This is a genomic window from Pedosphaera parvula Ellin514 (assembly GCF_000172555.1).
In the GTDB taxonomy this organism is placed as follows: Bacteria; Verrucomicrobiota; Verrucomicrobiia; order Limisphaerales; family Pedosphaeraceae; genus Pedosphaera.
In genome coordinates, this window is the sequence record NZ_ABOX02000009.1 from 145,134 (window position 1) to 164,030 (window position 18,897).

Below are 18,897 nucleotides of genomic sequence, written 5' to 3' on the forward strand. Positions count from 1 at the left end.
AAGCATCACCTATTTCGGTGATAGAGCTTTAACCATATTCAGGGATATGAAGGTCGATACTTTTTCCCTATATTCCACCTCAATCAGCCAAACACAATCAAACAAGGACGGAATTATTCCCGTCTCGACTTTGTCTGTCTAACGAAGCTAACAACCTAAAAATTGATCGTCGACTGTGGGTTCACCGCCGTCACCCTGAATCCACCAACAAACCTATCCAGCCAGATAATGTCGCTGGCGAAATCAATATGAACAAAGCCCAAATCATCAAACGCAAAATTCCGGTGAGCCTTGGTTGCCTGGCTACGCTGTTCTTCGTCGGTGCTGCTTCTGCGGCATTGACCATCACTACGGACAATCAGAACAGCGCCAGCTCGTTTACTCCCAATTGGACCGTCGCCACTGATAGTCTAATTGCCGGGGCCTCTCCCAGCAGTTCTTCCGGTAACCTTACCCTGGAGGCAGCTGGCGGCAGTTCCAAATTAACTGATGGTGCCATTGGCCCGGTGGGTAGCGGCACGGGACCTTTTGCCACTTGCGGCAACAGTGGCGGGGCAGGTGCGACATTAGTTTACACTCTCCCGGCTTCCGCTCACGGATACAACCTCACCAATGTTACCGTCTACAGTGGGTGGGGTGATAATGGCCGCGACGCGCAGGCATATAATGTTTCTTATTCCACCGTGGCGAATCCCACCTCTTTTATTTCTTTGGGCTACGTCAATTACAATCCTTCGGTTGGCGGCGGCCGGCCATCAGCCAACCGTGTGATGTTGACAGACTCATTGGGCGCGCCAATCGCAGCGAACGTTGCGGCGATTAAATTCGACTTTACAGCTCCAACTGTCGAGAACGGTTATGCTGGTTATGCGGAAATCACGGTGCAGGGGACAGCGGCGGCCACAGTGACCGCACTGCCTATTGCGATTTCAACCAGTGATCAAACTCCTGGTGCCGGTAACAGCCCCACTTTCACCATTGAAACGGACAGTTTGATTGCCGGACAAGTTCCCAGCACTGTTGGTGGCGGCAATTTTCAGCAAGAGTTTGCAACCGGCACCCCGGCGCTGACGGACGGTACATTTGGAACTGTTGACTCCGCCGCCACCTATGCGACGGGCGGCGCTTCGGGGGGGAATTCTCTCATTTACACGCTCACCAATTCCGCGAACGGGAGTGATCTCACGAACATAGTTGTCTACAGCGGTTGGGGAAATCGCAATCGTGACGGTCAATTTTACAACGTCTTATACTCCACGGTGTCAGCCCCCACGACGTTCATTCCTCTGACAAGTATTTTTTATAATCCTCCGCTTGCCGATGGCACCGCCCCGTTCGCACATCGGTTAGCCATCAGTACTTCCACAGGCGCGCCGCTCGCCCAAAACGTTGGTGCCCTTAAATTCGATTTCACACCGCAAGCTGGCAGCGTGGATAACGGTTATTCCGGCTATGCTGAAATCATTGTGGAAGGGATCAATTCCGCGCCTCCAACCGCACCTCCTGCACCTTATTTGCTCACGGATGCCCAGCCTGCCAGCGCAGCAAATATGGTAGGCGAACAGGTGATTTTTACGGCGGCCTTCAGTAATTCCCCCGCCGCCACCTTTCAATGGCAGAAGGTCGTCGGCGCGGTGACCAACGACATTCCCGGAGCCACAACGACGACGCTAACACTCAATAACCTGCAGGTTGCAGACTCAGGTTCGTATCAGTTGAAGGCAATTAACGCGACCAACAACCTGGGAGTTTCCTATTCCGCCGCCAGGCCGCTAACGGTCAGCAGCGTGCCGGCACCGGTTAATGGTGTCATCACCAAACTGGCTGCCCAGACTGGCCTCGGTTTTGGTGAATTTATTCCCACCTGGACCGTGTCAACGAATAACAGTCTGATTGCGGGACAGTTACCCAGTAGTGTTGGCCTCGGCAATTTCAGCATGGAGCTTGATACTCGGGTTGTAGATTCTTTGACGGCTGGAGGCAATGGCTCACTTTCACTCATGCCCGGAACAACGGCACCTTTTACCACCACTCCCAATTATGTGTCGTGCGGTATCAATCCGGCAGGCCAGTCGATTACTTACACTCTACCTGCTTCGGCCACCGGCTATGACCTGACCAATATCATGGTTTTCGGCGGTTGGGCTGATGGGGGGCGCAATGAACAAAAATACACTGTTTATTACTCGACCGTGGCGGCACCGACATCTTTCAACGCGCTGGCAACCGTGGATTACAACCCGGCGGATCCTGCCAATGCACAGTCGGCCACTCGGGTGACACTGGTGCCTTCAGGGACAGCCGTGGCGCAAAACGTTGCGGCAGTGATGTTCGACTTTAATATGGTGGGTGCGCCACCTAAAAACAATTGGGAAGGTTACTCGCAGATTCTTTTGTTTGGTGTGCCTTCCGCGCCCAAGCCAATTCTGGTGCAGGATGTCTCGCCGCTCAACGCCTCGGATGTGGTAGGCAGCCAGCTTACCATGACGGCGACCTTCAACGGTGCAACGAGTTACCAGTGGCAAAAAGATGGTGCCAACATCGCCGGAGCCACGTTGTCGACTCTGACGTTGAATAATCTGCAACTCAGTTCCACCGCCACCAACGGCGGCTACCGTCTGGTGGCCTCCAATGTCTCGGGATCAAGTTCCAGCCGGGCTTGCGCGCTCACGGTTATTCCCGTACCGGCGGCCGATGCGAATAACGTTGTGCTGGACGTTGCCACCCAGACTTCTGACGCTCAAGCCTTCGGTCCCACGTGGACGGTCGCTTCAGGCAGTCTCATCGCCAACGCCGCTCCCAGCGATATGGGAACGGGAAACTTCAATGACCCGGATGTAAATCCCGCTTCCTACTACCTGGCAGGTGGTACTCCCGCACTTACGGATGGCACCTATGGTTCCATTGATAATTCAGGTGCTCATCCCAGTTTCGCCACCTGCGGGCCGAACGCTGGTCAGTATGTCACTTATACTTTCGATACCAGCGTCTTCACTAACGGGTACACACTCACCAACATCACTGTGGGGGCCGGATGGAATGATGGCGGACGTGATCAGCAGGCTTACACGGTTTACTACGCCACCGTGGCGAACCCTTTGTTTGTCCCCTTAACGAGCGTCAACTACAACCCTGCCAATCCTGGTAATACGAAATCGTACTCACGGGTGACCTTGGTCAGCCCTACGGGATTACTCGCGTCCAACGTAACCGCTGTGCTGATTGATTTCACCTCACCGGTCGGCGAGAACGCTTATTCAGGTTACGATGAAATTGCGGTTTATGGCGTTCCTTCTGGAGCTGTGCCGGCCAACGCCATCGCGACAACGACAGAGAATCAGAACACGGATACGCCCACGTGGACTGTCGAAACCGACAGCCTGATTGAAAACCAACTCCCGAGCAGCGTTGGGCCTGGCTCGTTCGCGGGCAATTTCAATAATGAACCCTTTACGGGTGGTCTGCCTGTTCTAACCGACGGCACCTTTGGTCCGTTTGGACTGGGTAACACCAACTTTGCCACGTGTGGTGGTGGCTTCGGAGCAGGGTCCTCCATTATCTATGGTGCGGCCACTGGTTGGAACTTGAACAAAATTGTAGTTTACAGTGGATGGGGCAATTTTGACCGCGACGGTCAGTTCTACGATGTGTCCTACTCCACACTGTCGGCCCCAGGCACATTCATCCCATTGGTAACGGTCGATTATAATCCGCCAAACCTTGGCGGACCTTCAGTCAACCGCGTCGCGATTGCTCGCTTGGACAACTCGCCGTTGGCCACACAGGTCGCCGCTGTAAAATTCGACTTCACCCGACAGAACGGCAGCTTGGACAACGGTTATTCCGGCTACGCTGAAATCGTATTGCAGGGAGTCAACCTGTCGGCGCCAACATCTCCGACGGTCCATTCACCATATGTCGCAAATGGTAATCTGATTCTGACGGGCACCGGCGGCACGCCGAACCGGCCCTACACCTGGCTCAGTACTACCAACCTTTCGGCCCCGGTTGTTTGGACGACGAACTCGACCGGTGTGCTGAGTGGCACTGGATCATTCTCGAATGCAGTGCCAATCAATGCCGCTCAGCCAGCCAGCTTTTTCCAGCTGCGCATGCCTTAAGATTGAGGCGAAGGGCAAAACGGTTTTGGCCCGGAGACCTTGAGGTCTCCGGGCACTTGGCTTGTTAAGGGTCATTAAAATAAAACTCGGTAGTTGTACCAAAGTGAAATGCCCGGTTCAAAGGATTGGAGTGAATGGAATCCGCATGCTCGACTGGTTTCCATTTCGCTTCGGCACCTCTGCCACCTCTTCCAACGCATATCCAAACTCCCCGAAATTAGGTTTCGATGAATTACTCTAAACATTTTGTTCGGACAGTGCTATGTGCCATCCTGTTTGTAACCAGCGTGGCTGGCATAAACGCGCAGGCAGCGCTGCCACCAGTGAACTTGCGCTGCTCCAACCGGGTAAATCCGCAAGGCATCGGCGACGTCCCTCCCAGATTGTCCTGGCAACTTCAAAGAACCGGAACTGCGAGAGGAGAGGTGCAAACCGCATACGAAATTCAGGTTGGTTCGTCGGCGGGGATGACAGATTTATGGAATAGCGGGAAAGTAATGAGTCCGGCGACGCTGGATATCTCGTACGCGGGCCAGCCGTTGACCAGTGGGCAGCAATGTTACTGGCAGGTGCGGGTATATGACGGGGGGAACAATGTGTCAGCCTGGAGCGCGCCAGCGCAATGGTCCATGGGGCTGCTGTCGCAATCGGATTGGACGGGGCAGTGGGTGGGCTTCGATGCGGCATATAACCCGACGCCGGAACAGGCAGCAAACAACGCTTTGTTCAACACCTCGGGCTTGAACTGGATTAGTTACCCGGGACAAACGCCGCAGAACGGCATTTATCAATCTTCATTAAGGAAGAAAGTGATCCTGCCGGCGGGTCAGAATATTACCAACGCCATCGTGGCACTCTATGCGGATAATTCCTGTGACGTTTTTGTGAACGGACAGCAGATGACGAATTCGGCAGCACGCTGGGAAGCCACCTCCCGAATCAATGTAGCGCCCTGGCTGCACGCGGGTACCAATGTACTGGCGCTCGGAGCCACGAGCGGCGATGCCCAGGAGTCAGCCACTGTGATTGGCCGGTTGGTGGTCCAATTTTCCTCGGGCAGTATATCCAACATACCGGTGGACACTTCCTGGAAAGCGGCACAATGGCCGACGGGCAGTTGGACGCAGACCAATTATGATGATTCAGCGTGGATCACTCCCACCAGCGGCGGAACACCGTGGGGCACTCCGTCGCTGAATGACCTCGCGCGGGTTCCGGCCAGCTATTTGCGGAAAAATTTTGTGGTCGGGCAAAGCATCAAGCGGGCATCGATTTATGTGACCGCATTAGGTGCGTATGAATTGCATATCAATGGCCAGAAAGTCGGGAACGATGTGCTCACTCCCGGCTGGACCGAGTTCAGTAAACGAGTTTATTACCAAACGTATGACGTCACCGGTATGGTGCAGGCAGGTGCAAACAGCATCGGTGCCATCCTCGGGGACGGTTGGTATGCCAGCGATGTGGCCTTCAAGGGTTCGCGCCTTAACTATGGCGGCACACCGCGATTTTTGGCCCAGCTCATCCTGGAACTTGCGGATGGAAGCAAGCAGACAGTGGTCAGCAATGGTTCGTGGAAAGCCAGCTATGGTCCGATTCAATTTGGCGATTTGCTAATCGGATCGGGCTATGACGCCCGACAAGAAGTGCCTGGATGGGACACGACCAATTTTAATGACAACGCGTGGTCGCCGGTACTGACCGGCCTGAAGGCCACGAGCGGTGGTTACTCGAACGTGACGACCATCGTTCGGGGGCTCGTGACAAACAACCAACTCAATTTTTCGGTGAATAATACCACCATGGGCGGCGATCCTGCCTACGGCGTCGTTAAAATATTGGAAATCAATTTTACGCTCGGCGGTACGAACCAGACCTTATTCTTTGGGGAAAACGCCACGGTTCAAATTGGCGGTGGAGGCCAGACGTTGACCATCAATCAGGCGCTTTACGGTAATTCGGCCGCGTTTCCTGGTCTGGGTGGACTTCAAGTGCAAGCCGCGGTCACTGAACCCTCAAGGTGTTTCGAAACACTGGCAGCCACGAATCTCACTTTGCCGAAACCGGATTGTTATACCTTTGATCTCGGCCAGAACATGGTCGGTTGGGTGCGGTTGAATATTAGCGGCGGCGTTGGCGACCGCATCACAGTGCGGCACGGTGAAATGCTGAATCCCGATGGATCAATCTACACGGCAAATCTTCGTGGTGCGGTTGCGACCGACTTCTATACTTTCGGCACTAATGGCACGGTGGTTTACGAGCCACGTTTCACCTTCCACGGTTTTCGTTATGTTGAAATACGGGGACTCAAGGTGCCGCCCACACTGAATTCAGTGACAGGTATCGTAGTCCATTCGGACATGCCGCGGACTGGTAACTTCCAATGTTCAAATCCGCAGTTGAACCAGCTCTTCAGCAACATCATTTGGGGACAGAAAGGCAATTATCTTGAAACGGCTACGGACTGTCCACAGCGCGATGAACGTCTGGGCTGGACCGGGGACACGGAATTCTTCGTTCCAACTGCCGCTTACAATTTCGACGTCCAGTCCTTCTTCCGACGGCATCTGGTCACGCTATGCGAAGATTCTCAACATTCTGATGGTTCCTTTGCCGTGGTTGCGCCTGATATGGGATCGGGCAGCGGCGGGACCGCCTGGGGTGATGCCGGGTGGATCTGCCCCTACAATATGTATCGAGCCTATGGCGATACCAATGTCATCAGCGAGCATTACGCCGCCATGCAGCGCAACGGACAATTCGATGCTGCCAGTGCGTCAAACTACGTGATTTCAAGTCTGCCCGGGGATTTTGGCGATTGGCTCAACTTGGGAGGAGGAGCTTCCTCAGCGGTGATGGACACTGCCTATTACGCTTATTATGCGCAAGCAATGTCGGAGATGGCTGCCGCCATAGGTAAGACTTCAGATGCCGCCACCTACGCCGCCTTACACAGCAACATCGTCGTCGCCTTCGCCGGTTTCTTCAATCCCGATGGCTCGTTCAAGGACGGCAGTGATCAAACCGGTTACGCGCTGGCGTTCACGCTGGGCTTGGTTCCTGACGCACTGCGTGCCCAGGCTTCGCAAAAGTTCGCCGACACCATCTCCGAGTTTGGTGGTCACCTGGCGACTGGCTTCATCGGCACACCACGCCTGTTGCCCGCATTGCATGCCGCTGATCGCGACGATCTGGCCTATGGACTGTTGCTTCAGACCACCTATCCATCCTGGCTTTACCAAGTGAATCTCGGAGCCACAACCATGTGGGAACGTTGGGACGGGTGGACGCCTGGCGGCGGATTTCAGACGGTCATCATGAACTCCTTCAATCACTATGCTTTTGGTGCCGTGGGCGAATACTTATATAGTGTTGTTGGCGGTATCAAACCAGCGAGCCCGGGTTATCAGACGATTCGCATCCAGCCGGTTCCCCGCGCCGGATTGACCTGGGCCAATACCAGCTACAATTCAACGCCCGGGCTGATCTCTACTGCCTGGACCAATGTCGGAGGCGTGTTCAATTTGGATATGGAGATTCCGCCAAATACGACCGCCGAAATTTATTTGCCAACCTCAAATGCCGGTGCCATCACGGAAAGCGGCGTCCTGGCGACCACTTCACCCGGTGTGAGTTATCTTGGCGCTTCCAATGGCTTCGCCATTTACGCTGTTGGTTCCGGCCACTATGCCTGGTTTTCACCGCTTCAAATTCCTGTGACGCCGAGCGTCCTCGTTTCTACAACCAACCAGACTGGGAACGGCAGTGGTACCTATATCCCGCCATGGACCATTGTGACCAACGGCAGCTTGATCGCCGGTCAACGTCCGAGCAGCATGAGTGGCAATTTCAGCATGGAAATTCCCGGTCGGAGCGTTTTTTCACTGACGACCAGCCACAGTCTCGCGCTCACCCAGATACCCGGAACTTCGGGATATACCACCAGCACGAACTATGTAACCTGCGGCAACGGTAGCGGGGCGGGTTCGCTGTTGGTTTATTCGCTCACCAATTCTGCCAGCGGTTACGACCTGACTAACATCACGGTTTACGGCGGTTGGGCTGACAATGGCCGGGATCAACAGGCCTACACTATTTCTTACTCCACAGTCATGGCCCCCACGAATTTCATTTCATTGGCGGTCGTAAACTATAATCCCCAGATTGCCAGCGGCATTCAGTCCGCCACGCGAGTAGTGGTGACCTCTTCAACGGGTGTGTTGGCGACCAACGTGGCGGCCGTGAAGTTTAACTTTACCACTCCGGGGTCCGAGAACGGTTATTGTGGCTATGCGGGAATAACCATGTTTGGAACTCCCACTCAAGTCGTGGTTCCACCCGCGACCAATCCAACCAATCTCCTGTTTCAAGTATCAGCCAACAGTTTGATGCTTAACTGGCCCAGCGACCACCTCGGTTGGCGGTTGCAAGTGCAGACCAATAACTTGAATGTCGGGATCGGCACTAATTGGTTTGATGTCGCTGGAGCAACGACCACCAACCAAATTTTCTTTCCCATCAACCCGGGCAATGGTGGCGTCTTTTATCGATTGTTATATCCTTAGGTTAACAAGTGAGAGAACGTTGTAAAAGTCGTGAAACTTCGTTTTGGAATCAAGTGTTCGAAAAGTTTCGAAGCGAACCGCGGCCGGGTTGAAACGAAATCTTCTGAAGCATCCCCTATTTCGGTGATGCAAGTGTCACCATGTTCAGTGGCTTGGCGGATATGCTGGATTGGAAATAAAGTAAGCCGAACCATTTAACATTTCATCGTCGCCCATCAACCCTCGTCGAAGCATGACACGGCTAAGGGTGTCGTTGATTACAAATAAATCTGCATGATGAATGAGCAACAATTCTGCTTTCACGGCAATCCATAAAATAGGCCGAAACAATTTAAATTTTTATATATGAAGAAAGCAGCGAACATTGAGAAAGCGACTGATCGAAAGGGCAGCCAAAGAAGTGCGGCCTTTACGCTGATTGAGCTGTTGGTGGTGATTGCCATAATTGCAATTCTGGCAGCATTGTTACTTCCAGCTTTATCGAAGGCTAAGGATCGTGCAACAGGCATCAGTTGCCTCAACAATCTCAAGCAGCTCACGCTGGCGGCCCATATTTATGCAAGCGATAATCAAGACGCCATCATTCCAAATTTGGTCAATAATAACAGTGCCTGGGTCGGGGGGGATGTCAGTTACCTGCCCGGAGCTACCAACGTTGCGGATATTCGGGCGGCCCTGCTTTTTCCTTACAGCAAATCTGAAGGCATTTACCACTGTCCGGCGGACAAGTTTAGTGTCCAAGGGAGCAGCGGATTTCGGGCGCGCAGCTATTCATTAAATGGCATGATGGGAGATAATGGCGGAGCGAATGGCGTCCATCCGAACATTCAGGAATGCCGCAAGTTGTCCGAGATTAAAAATCCCGGTCCTTCGATGGCTTCGTTTTTCTTTGACGAACAATCTGATCCCCGCAACCCCGCCTTGTCCAGCATTGATGATGGGTATTATGCCATTGAATCAACCAGTCCGAGGACATCGGGCAACTGGCGCAATTTGCCGGCAAGTCGTCACGGTAACGCCGGCCTGATCTCATATGCGGATGGCCATGCTCAAAGGATGAAGTGGCTCGAAGGTACGACTCAAGGGTTAAAAGGAAACTCGCGGAGCGGGCCGGTCGCCGCACACACGAAGGCAAATGACCGGGATCTGCAACAACTTTTTAATACCACCTATCCTCCAGAACTCTGGTAATTCTCAGAGCAAACCTGTCACCTCCCATTACAAACTGGAGGTCGATGATGACTGACTCGTTCGCTTGGAGTGATGCCTTTTCAGGACAGATTCCCCTTGAATGCCGAAAAATCAAAAGGTTTTTACCACAGGCAATGAAGCAGAAGCAAAATAACAGCCTTGGAGCAGCTAAAATAACCTTCATCATGCTTGCCCCTGGTGCAAAAACAGGCTAATACTCCGACGATTGTCATAAACAAAAATCTGTTGAACCTTTCCGTCAATCTTTGGCTAAAGAGAAATGGGTTGTGCTCCTTCCAGTTCAGGGGAGCCACAATTTTATGGCTATTTTTGTGCCTTGCTTCCATCACCCAACTGGCCAACGCACGCGCAACTGATCACACGGACATTGTTAACCAAGCCCAGGAGTCTTTTGACAACCCAACCAATGTTTTAGGCTCATGGATCTGGGGAGCGCACACATCCGATGGGCAGACCTGTCAATTCTGGCGTTCGTTTGAAGTTCCTTCAGGAGCCACAGTCACGCGGGCACGACTGCTCGTGACAGTCGATAATGAGCACACACTCTTTTTTGATGGACGCGAATTGGGCCACAGAGCCGAATGGCGTAATCTATGTGAATATGATTTGACTCTTTTGATGTCTCCGGGCCGTCATGTGTTGGGGGTTATGGCATTCAACTCCAAGGATTTCGCGGGAATGATTTTCGGGTTGCGAGTTGAACTGGCTGACGGCCGGACGATTCAAGTCAAGTCAGACAGCAGTTGGCGCATAATTCCTGTAGGAGTGCGTGGTTGGGAAAAAATGACTGAAGCGCCCGATACCTGGCAGCCAGCCACCGTGGTCGCTCCCTTGGGGGCCTCTCCGTGGTGGCAAAAACCAGCAGATATTGAAGTCATTCCCCCAATTCAGCCGATCAAAACCTTTGTAGGCCCTTCAATCGGACATAGTGACATCGTTAACGAAGCCTTGGGGTCTTTTGATAACCCGACCAATGTTTTAGGCTCATGGATTTGGGCTGCGCACATATTTGACCGGCAGACTTGTCAGTTCTGGCGTTCATTTGAAATTCCTTCGGGAGCTACAGTCATGCGGGCACGACTGCGAATGACAGTGGATAATGAGCACACTCTCCTTTTCGATGGACGGGAATTGGGCCGCGGAGCCGAGTGGCGCAACTTGTGTGATTACGATTTGACATATTTGATGTCACCTGGCCGGCATGTACTTGGGGTTATGGCTTTCAACTCGGCTGGTTTTGCAGGAATGATTTTTGGCTTGCGGGTGGAGCTGGCGGACGGGCGGACGCTTCAAGTGAAATCAGACAGCAGTTGGCGAATTGTTCCGGAAGGAGTACGTGGTTGGGAAAAAATGACGGAGGCGCCGGACACTTGGCAGCCCGCTACGATCGTTGCTCCACTCGGGGCGTTGCCGTGGTGGCAAAAACCCGAAGATATTGAAGTCGTTCCCCCATTACAGCCGATCAAGAGCTACTTCTGGCAAAGCAGCTGGTTTGAAATCAGTTTGATGGTATTATGCGGGCTGATCCTGCTAATCAGTCTCAGCTTGATGGCCCAACTGGCGCTGCACCAAAAAGAACGCTGGCTGCTGCAGCAGGAACGTGCGCGCATCGCCAGAGATATTCACGATGACCTTGGATCGAGGATGACGCAACTGGTGCTGCATGGAGAGGTGGCGCAAAGCGAATTATCGGCTGAGTCGGAAACACGTTCCCAATTGCAGGATATTTGTGAGGAGGCCCGCGGGCTTTTGTCCAGCGTGGATGAAATTCTGTGGGCGGTAAATCCCAGGCGGGATACGTTGCGTGATTTTGCATCCTACGTCTGCGGTTACGCACAGGAATTCTTCAAGCTTACCTCCATCCAATGTATATTTGATGCTGATCCGGAAATGTCGGCTGCGCGATTTGATCTGCCCCTCCGGCGCAGCCTCCTCATGGCCATCAAGGAAACCTTTAATAACGCGGTCAAACATTCTGGAGCCACCGAGTTACTGCTGCAAATCCGGTGGCAACGCCAAAAGCTTATCGTGGTGGTACAGGACAATGGCAAGGGCTTTGACATGGCGAAAGCAAAAGCGGGGCGGAATGGCTTGACCAACATGTCACAACGAATGAAAGAACTCGGGGGCAATTGCCTCGTTACCAGCAAGCCCGGTCACGGATGCCGTGTTGAGTTTGCGATCCCTTTAACCCATTGGCGCCAGCGGCCGTGGGACTGGATTTTGAAAGCAAAAAGGTTTTCCACGCCAGGCAATGAAATGAAACAGTCCCGGGAGAATGAAGGCGCAAAAATCCATGATCCGACCAACTGCTAGAAATACGAAGCAGGCCAGTGCCAGCCAGGCCGTTGACTCTTCAACGGAGAAGCGAATCAAAGTGGCCCTGGTTGAAGACCAGCCCGAGGTGCGGGAGAGTTGGACGCGGTTGCTCAACTCCTTTCCTGACTTTGCCTGCGTTTGTGCCTGCACCAGTGGAGAAGAAGCCCTGCGAATCATTCCGCAAGAGCAACCGGATGTGATTTTGATGGATATTTTTCTGCCTCGCATGTCAGGCATTGAATGCACGGCACGACTTAAGGTTCTGCTACCCCAGACTCAGATCGTTATTCTCACGGCCATGGATGATCAGGAACTGGTCTTCCTGGCACTCGAAGCGGGGGCAGATGGTTATCTATTGAAGCGAACAAAGCCGGCTGATTTGCGAACCGCCTTGCTGGAAGTGTTGCGCGGAGGGGCGCCAATGACCGGACAAATTGCACGTCGGGTCATCGAGTCGTTTCGCAGGAATGCCAAAAACCGTGACGAATCTGTGCGCCTTTCTGTAAGGGAGGAACAGATTTTGTTGCTGCTCTCGCAAGGCTACTCCAACAAATTAATTGCCAGCAAGCTGGAGTTGAGCATCGACACAGTTTGCAGTCACCTTAAGCACGTGTTTTACAAGCTGCACGTCAGTTCGCGCACGGAAGCTGTGGTTCGCTACATGGCCTCAAAAACTGAACGGCAGAAGCCTGAGGGTTTATAATAATACCGCCTCATCAACTACTTCAATTTATAGTAATGGGCGGATGGAATGGTCTGCCGCTACTGAGCAACAGACGGGAAGCGACTCAAGCGACGATTAAAATTCTGGTGCGGTAGCCAGTAATGGTTTTTATGTCTTTCAGCTCTCTTTTACTCTCTCATCGGATACACTTAGCGAAAGTCAATAAAGGTAAAAGCGGTATGGAACGATGTTCATTTAAGGCATTGGTCCAGGGTTCGAGTCCCTGCCAACCCACCATTTAACATCCAGAGCCTTCTCCCTCTCCGCCATTCTATTGCTCAAGCTCGACCACATCAATAAGGGCGGGGAAATTTACGCTCCTTACGGTGGACTGCCTGGCCCATCCAACAATAACGCTTCATCAAAATGGAAATCTAAGTGGCCATTTAGCGTTATGCTTTTTACTGCAATGCCCCCCATCCAATCAGCTACCTGATTTCCGCCCCCGCCGCCGCCGATCAGATCGGCATTTGGTGCATAAATGGTTCCTACAAAAGCCCCGTATCCATTCATTGAAATCCACGTGCAGGTGTGCAAGCCGTAAATCTGGCAATTTTTTGCGTAGCCATTTTCATTGACGCCGTTCTGACCGTTAAGGTTGGAGCTTACTAGGCTGCCAGAGCTGTCACCAGCGTAGATGACTACACTGGCGCCCGGCGCAATAAAAAGTCCATCATGGCCGCTGAAGTTGATCCCTGCTTTGGCCCATATTACTACATTTGGAGCGCTTATAACAACCAGTCCACTCAGCGGTTGGTTGAGAACGTAGAGTTGACCAGCCTGATTGAAATTGAAAACGCCGGCGATGTTAGAATAGGTGCTGTAGCTTGGCGGTGGGAGACCGGCCCCAGTTGGTGCCGCTACGGAGGGAAATGTCATATTCATCTGATCGCTGCTGAAACCCGGTTCAATCCCAGAGATTGTACCGCTCTGCCATGTCATCTGGCCTATTGCTCCATTCGGACCGATTGAGATTGCGCCTGCTGGTCCCGTCCCAAGCCTTCCATAAATGTCTGCCGATCCGATATCCGGAGCGTTTGTGATTCCTCCCATCGCAAGCACATCGCCATGATCGTTGCGTTTGGCTACATTATAAACACGGTTCGTTCCCCACACGGCGTTTGTCACCCAGGAACTGAAATAGTTGCTATATGAATTGTAACTATCGGAAAGAAAATTATTCCCATTTAAATCGATGCTGTTTAACGTCATCAAACCGGCCTGAAACAATGGATGGTTGCTTTCCCTGACTCCCAATGCCCGAAAAAACCGCCACTGGTTCGTGGCTGGAAATTGAAAAGCTGCAGTATTCGTGAACCAATCGGCTGTCTGTTGCTGCACCGGAACCCAGTTCGTCAAATCCTGCGAGCCCTGCAGCTCATAAACAAAATTTCCAATCCCCCGCACCTTGAGCTGCAGTTGGCCGCCTCCACGCATTGCGGGTAAATCCAACGATGGAGCCAGTTGTTGTCCATTCGCAGAAAAGTTCCCACCTAACAACATTGCAACGACGCAAACCACCGAGCAGATACCCGCTTTAAAACGCGTTACTCGCACAATATTCATGGCTCCCTGGATTTTCTTATCTTACCAATACAGCCCACTATTTTTTAAATTCTCATCGTAATGGAAATTCCAGTGCCCACTCAATGTGATGCTTTTTGCAATGATGGCTCCACTGGAATCCGCGGTATTATTACCGCCACTGCCAGCCCGCAGGTCTGCATTGGGAGCATAAATGGTTCCCACAAAGGCGGCATAGCTGACCATATCGATGCTGGTGCAGGTAGTCATGCCGTAGATTTGGCAATTCTTTGCGTAGCCATTGGCATTGACGCCGCCCTGACCGTTAAGGTTGACGCTTACTGAGCTGCCGCTGTTGTCGCCTACGTAGATGACTACACCGGCGCCCGGGGCAATGAAGAGTCCGCCTGTGGTACCAGAGAAGTTGATCCCTGCTTTTGCCCATATTACAACATTTGGAGCGCTCACGACAACCTGTCCATTCAGCGGTTGGTTGAGTACGTAGAGCTGATCAGCCTGATTGAAATTGAAAACGCTGATGATGTTAGAATAGGTGCTATAGCTTGGTGCTGGAAGGGCGGGGCCACTTGGTGCCACCACAGGAGTAAAGGCGACGTTCATGTCGTACAACCAGGCATTAGTTTGAAAGCCGTTGCCGCCGCCAGCCTGAAAAGCCAGATCTCCAACGATACCATTCGCGCCAATTTGTGCGGTGGCGGTTGAACTGCCTGGACCGGTGTGCAATTTGCCGTAAATGGCCGCATTGCCCAGCATGGCAGAATCTGTCAACGATGAGTCGGTCCCGACATCTCCATGATCATTGCGTTTAAGGATGTCATAAACCAGATTGGTTCCCCATAGCGAATTCGTTGACCAACTGCTGTAAACACTGGAACTGGAATCAAAGCTGTCAATTACAATACCGTTTCCCATGAAGGTAATGTTCGAACCCGCCTGAATGGCCATGGAAAACATCGGAACATTGATGTGCGGCGTCTTGACGATGCGATGGAAGCTTTGCTTGGGTGACGCAATCACCACGGATCTAATCACTGTCCTGTTCGATATTGACCCTCGCACCGCCTGGGTGTCCACCCAATCGACCAGATTGCTCGAACTCTGCACGAAATAGTCGAAATTTCTGTCGCTACAATTCGTGTACGAAATCCAGCAAAGGGGTTGTGAATTCGTTCGAACAAAGCGAGTGATGAAGGGCGCGTCCTCACCCCGGACAGAAAACCTCCCGCAGACCAACGTTACAACGACGCAAACCACCAACCACATGCCCGCCTTAAAGCAGGAAATCCACATTTTATTCATCGCTCCTTTAATTTTCTTTTTTACTGAACCGAACCCGGTGCACCGAAGAACACTATATTGGTCGAACTGTTAGGGCCGTTATGGATAGTGCCATATGTTCGTGTTTCCCCCGAATAAATTTGTCGGGAACGTATTCGTCCCCGTGTAGTAATTCGTGCCGCCTGGGCTATAGCTGTCAACTATCACGTTGCTTCCATTCATGTGGATGTTGTTTGTAGCCTCAATAAGAGCAAATAAAAAGCCATTGGTGTGAGGCACCTTGACCACACGATGGAAATATTGGTTCCCTGGCTCGACCACAGAGCAAACCGCTGTTGTGTTCGTCGTCGCTCCCTGCACGGCTGGAGAACCTGCCCAGTCCACCAAATTGGTGGAGCTCTGCACTAAATAGTCAAAATTCGTATCGTTGCAGTTCGTATAAGAGATCAAGCAGATGGGGGGATTTGTTCGGACGATGCCAGTGATAAATGGCATGTCGTCTCCCCGGGCAGAAATCAGGAACGTCGAAAGTCCGAATGCCATTAGAAAAATGGCAACTGCGGCCACCCGCAAGGTTTCTCGTCCGCTGAAACGCAGTCCGGCAGACAAAATCAGATGGAACCGTCGCAAACCGTGACAACCACGGCGAAATCCTTCGATAATCAATGAGTGGGTCTTCCTCACAACGAGGCTTGTAGTCAGCAAGTCCTTTGCCAAATACCTGGGCAAAGCTTCAAACCCCTCCTTGGAGCCTGTTTTAAAATTCTGGAGGGTGCTGCGGTTGGAGATTTTGGCTGCGGCAAGGCGGCGAGGCCGGAGCATCCCCGCAGCGGGCTGTGAAGGCCGAGCTAACGCCGGCCGCGGCCAAAAGCACCGCCGCCCGGAGGGTTTTCGCGCAAAAGGCCGTCTGGCGGCGTTGCTCCTCAGTCGAAGATCCACCAGGGATATTCTCCTTCGTCGCGCCTTGCCATACAGCCTTTTGCGCGAAAACAGCACCCTCCATAATTTTAAATCAGGCTCTTACAACAAAACGGAGTCCAGGTCTTACCCGAACTCCGTCTCAATTTTGAGAAATCGCTTACTTCGCAGTGCTATACCCGCGCACAAAACCGATGCACTGTGCCACGTCCGGGACGGAATGATCCCAATTATTCTCGTACTCGATATCAATCGGCCCCTCGAATTTCTGGTCCTTCAACTCATCCAGAATTCCTTTGATGTTGGAAACTCCGGTGCCATAAATCGCATCCGGCAATTGTTTGCCAATCTCGGTCCGTTCCTTCAGATGCAGGCTCACGATGCGCCCCTTCAAAATCTTTATGCCTTCCAGCGGTGTCACTCCGGAGCTTGCCCAGTGCCCCGTATCCGCGCAGGCCCCAATGCGTGCATCACGATCCTTCACGAGGCTCAACACATAATTCGGGTCCCAAATCTTATAGTTCGCATCATCAGGCCGCTTCTTATGTTCGTGAATGCCCACCTTGATGTCGTATTCCTTCACCAACTTTTCAATCAGATCCAATTCGCCAACCGATTCCGTGGTGATACTGTACAAGCCCATTTCTTTGGCAAAATCAAAAATCTTCCGCCACTCCGCCTCGCCGCCCTTCGGATAAACCACTCCATAACTCACCGGGCGAATGTGATATTTGGCGAGTTGATCCTTCACCATCTTGATGGTTTCCGGTGACGCATTGTGATCCCATTTCGCCTTCGGCTGCTCCGGCGACAGTTTTTGCCCCGGATAGAACTCAATGACCGTGCCACCGGCTTGCGCTGTCTTTTCGATTGCTTCCATGACGCTGAATCGATTGAACGTATAAGCCTGGCAGCCCACGACAAAGTCGCCCACCTTGCAGGAAGCCGGAATCGGTTCCGCCAAAAGGGCAGGGCTGAAATTCAACGCAACCAGGGATGCCGCGCACGCCACTCCGCCGAGAAATCTGTTTTTCAATGACATAATTGTTGTTTCATTATCTGACGTTCCGTCTGCAAAAGGATTCAGTTGGTTCGCCTTTTTAGAACACAACCTCCCGCCCGAGACAACCATTATCCCAAAAAATCAACCGTCGCCTTCGATTGCTGCTACCATGACTCGACATCCTCGAAGCTGGAGCCCTCATCCCTTTCCCGGCACCACCACCCGCAACGCCTGCCGTTGAATCGACATCACCGCTGGCAAATGCCCAATATTATCACCATCTACTTCCAGTGGAGTAGGGGAGGTGCTGGTGAGAGTAAGTGTATGAGCTTTGAACGATTTCGCCACGCTGGCTGGCAAAGCCTGTCCGGCCAAAAACATTCCACTACACCGTGCCAGGGTCAGCCAGTTCGCCCGCGGAAACACCACTACTTCCAATTGTCCATCCTGCAGGTCGGCCTCTGGAAAAACGCGGTATCTGCCGCCATAAAACCGGCCGTTGCCGACGAGTACCAACGCCCCGGTGGCTGAGGATGTTCCATTGGTCACCGTGATCTGGGCAGGTTTGCCTCGCAAGGCCATCATTCCCGCCCACACATAAGCCAGGGGTCCCAGCTTCTTCTTCAATTGCCAGTCTACCAACTCAATCGCCCGGGCATCCAGACCTGCGCCTGCCAATTGTGCAAAATAACGGCTCTCGGAAGCGCCGCCTGCCCCGGCAAACTTCACCGCTGGCAAATCGATGGTGGTCTCTTGTCCCGCTTTGATGATTTCCCAGGCTTGGCTGATCTCCGTTGGTAAACCCAGCTCCTTCGCAAAGACATTTACCGTTCCCAGTGGAAACACACCCAGGCACGCACGCTTAAATCCGTCAGGCGCATCCCCGATGCCGTTCAGCACTTCATTGACGGTCCCATCACCACCCGCCGCGACGATGATGTTAAAACCTTCCTGTACCGCTTCCGCCGCCAGTGTGCGTGCCGCCCCGGCGTGCGTGGTCTGCTTCAACGTGCACTCTGCCCCAATACGGTCCAGATTGCGACGAAACCGTCTCGCCTTGTCGCCTTTGGCAGTTGGGTTGAAAATGACACAGGTGCGCACAGGAGATATTTGCCGGATGACCGCTAAAAGAGTCAAAGCTTAAAGCACTCGAACTCTGACTTCGCCGCCAAGCCTGAGTGGGTTCCAGGTGTTGATGAACCGTCCCGA

Annotated in this window: 11 protein-coding genes; 6 read left to right on the forward strand and 5 right to left on the reverse strand. The window is 52.7% G+C overall.

The genetic code is table 11. From position 1 onward, the window contains the following. The first annotated feature begins 248 nt into the window (after positions 1-248). The 6 genes from CFLAV_RS09460 to CFLAV_RS09485 all read left to right on the forward strand — a co-directional run bounded on the left by CFLAV_RS09460 (position 249) and on the right by CFLAV_RS09485 (position 12,923). Positions 249-4,121, forward strand: a complete 3,873-nt coding sequence (locus tag CFLAV_RS09460; RefSeq protein WP_007414476.1) for a beta strand repeat-containing protein — start codon at positions 249-251, stop codon at positions 4,119-4,121. A 227-nt stretch (positions 4,122-4,348) separates the two neighbouring features. Continuing rightward, positions 4,349-8,689, forward strand: coding sequence for a glycoside hydrolase family 78 protein (locus CFLAV_RS32110; RefSeq protein WP_007414477.1), 4,341 nt, complete (start codon positions 4,349-4,351; stop codon positions 8,687-8,689). 345 nt (positions 8,690-9,034) lie between these two features. Then, entirely contained in the window at positions 9,035-9,880 is an 846-nt protein-coding gene (locus CFLAV_RS09475) for a prepilin-type N-terminal cleavage/methylation domain-containing protein (RefSeq protein WP_007414478.1), read from the forward strand. A 44-nt stretch (positions 9,881-9,924) separates the two neighbouring features. After that, positions 9,925-10,095, forward strand: coding sequence for a hypothetical protein (locus tag CFLAV_RS35490; protein WP_160164542.1), 171 nt, complete (start codon positions 9,925-9,927; stop codon positions 10,093-10,095). 115 nt (positions 10,096-10,210) lie between these two features. Beyond that, positions 10,211-12,217, forward strand: a complete 2,007-nt coding sequence (locus CFLAV_RS09480) for a sensor histidine kinase (RefSeq protein ID WP_150107339.1) — start codon at positions 10,211-10,213, stop codon at positions 12,215-12,217. Beyond that, complete coding sequence (locus CFLAV_RS09485; RefSeq protein WP_150107340.1) at positions 12,198-12,923, forward strand: response regulator transcription factor; 726 nt, start codon at positions 12,198-12,200, stop codon at positions 12,921-12,923. The genes CFLAV_RS09480 and CFLAV_RS09485 overlap by 20 nt, the downstream gene beginning before the upstream one ends. Positions 12,924-13,265: 342 nt before the next feature. Here the strand turns inward: CFLAV_RS09485 and CFLAV_RS09490 are convergent, their stop codons facing one another. The 5 genes from CFLAV_RS09490 to CFLAV_RS09510 form a co-directional block, all read right to left on the reverse strand. Continuing rightward, the gene (locus CFLAV_RS09490; protein WP_007414481.1) at positions 13,266-14,510 is read right to left on the reverse strand and encodes a DUF7305 domain-containing protein; all 1,245 of its coding nucleotides are present in this window, start codon (positions 14,508-14,510) and stop codon (positions 13,266-13,268) included. A gap of 21 nt (positions 14,511-14,531) precedes the next feature. After that, positions 14,532-15,788: a DUF7305 domain-containing protein gene (locus CFLAV_RS09495; RefSeq protein WP_040547732.1), complete on the reverse strand. Its 1,257-nt coding sequence runs from the start codon at positions 15,786-15,788 to the stop codon at positions 14,532-14,534. A gap of 78 nt (positions 15,789-15,866) precedes the next feature. After that, complete coding sequence (locus tag CFLAV_RS09500; RefSeq protein ID WP_007414483.1) at positions 15,867-16,589, reverse strand: hypothetical protein; 723 nt, start codon at positions 16,587-16,589, stop codon at positions 15,867-15,869. 256 nt (positions 16,590-16,845) lie between these two features. Beyond that, positions 16,846-17,727, reverse strand: a complete 882-nt coding sequence (locus CFLAV_RS09505; protein ID WP_237712387.1) for a sugar phosphate isomerase/epimerase family protein — start codon at positions 17,725-17,727, stop codon at positions 16,846-16,848. Positions 17,728-17,886: 159 nt separating this feature from the next. Further along, entirely contained in the window at positions 17,887-18,789 is a 903-nt protein-coding gene (locus tag CFLAV_RS09510) for a diacylglycerol/lipid kinase family protein (protein WP_007414485.1), read from the reverse strand. Between the last annotated feature and the right edge of the window lie 108 nt (positions 18,790-18,897).